This window comes from Apibacter sp. wkB309 (genome assembly GCF_002964915.1).
In the GTDB taxonomy this organism is placed as follows: Bacteria; Bacteroidota; Bacteroidia; order Flavobacteriales; family Weeksellaceae; genus Apibacter.
Map to the genome: position 1 here is coordinate 1 of NZ_PSZL01000013.1, position 972 is coordinate 972.

A 972-nucleotide genomic window follows, 5' to 3' on the forward strand; every position below is an offset into this window, starting at 1 on the left:
TATAAATCCCTTTTGCTTCATTTTTAAAGGCTTCTTTGGCATCTGATTCATTTCTGTAATAACGATAATTGCTTGTCGGATAATTGCCCAGTAATTGTTCTGATTCGTGTAGATTAAATATTTCTTTTGAATCATCTTGGGAATCATCGCATTTTATTGATAAGCGTACTTCTTTTGGGATCGGTACATGATTGGAATTTTTCTTAAACCATACTTCGTTTATGCCTATACAACCGCTCTCTTGGTTCAGTACTCGTACGTATAAAGGGTTCAGGAAGTCCACAGTAAAGTACGTTTGTTTGTCTATCGGAATTATCGTCGGATCATTTACTGCTAAGGCTTCGGACTGAGTGCGGTAATAGGTAATTTCTTGTTTCGCTGACGGGGTAATTACCAGGTTATCTAAATCTTTTAGTAATACGTCATTATATTCTCCGTCTAAGTCTTCATCACACAGGGTATAGGTTACCTTATTGGGACGTGGGGTTTCTTTTTGGGTGATTGTTATTGTTCCTTCATTTCCACATCCGTTCTCTTTGTTTTCGAATTTGACTTTTATTTCTACTTTGTTTTCTCCTACAGGGGGTTCGTAATCGGTTAAAGTATTAGGTATTTGCCCTGATGTGTCTTCTACTCTGCCAATCTCTATTCCTTTGCTGTCTTGGAAAATTACTCGCATATCTTGTAAGAAGCTTTTTATTCTTGCTTCTTCTCCATTGGATGACAACATTGGATAAATCGAACTCCATAAATCTACTCGGGTTTTACTGCCTTGCGGTTCATATTCACAGATGATCGGTTCGTCTTTTGCTACTTTTAAATATGGATATACGTAGAGTTTTACTTTCGATACTTCATCACAATAGTTGCCTTCTTCGTCTTTTACTCTTACATAGATTTCATCTACTAGGTATAATCCTTCTTTATATAGTTCTCTATTGGTATAGTTACTTATTTCAGGTTCGGTCAGAT

General features: G+C 36.3%; 1 protein-coding gene. It reads right to left on the reverse strand.

Features of this window, described 5'->3' with window-relative positions:
* Positions 1-972, reverse strand: a 972-nt coding sequence (locus C4S75_RS10090) for a hypothetical protein (RefSeq protein WP_158254221.1), incomplete at both ends; no start/stop codon positions are given.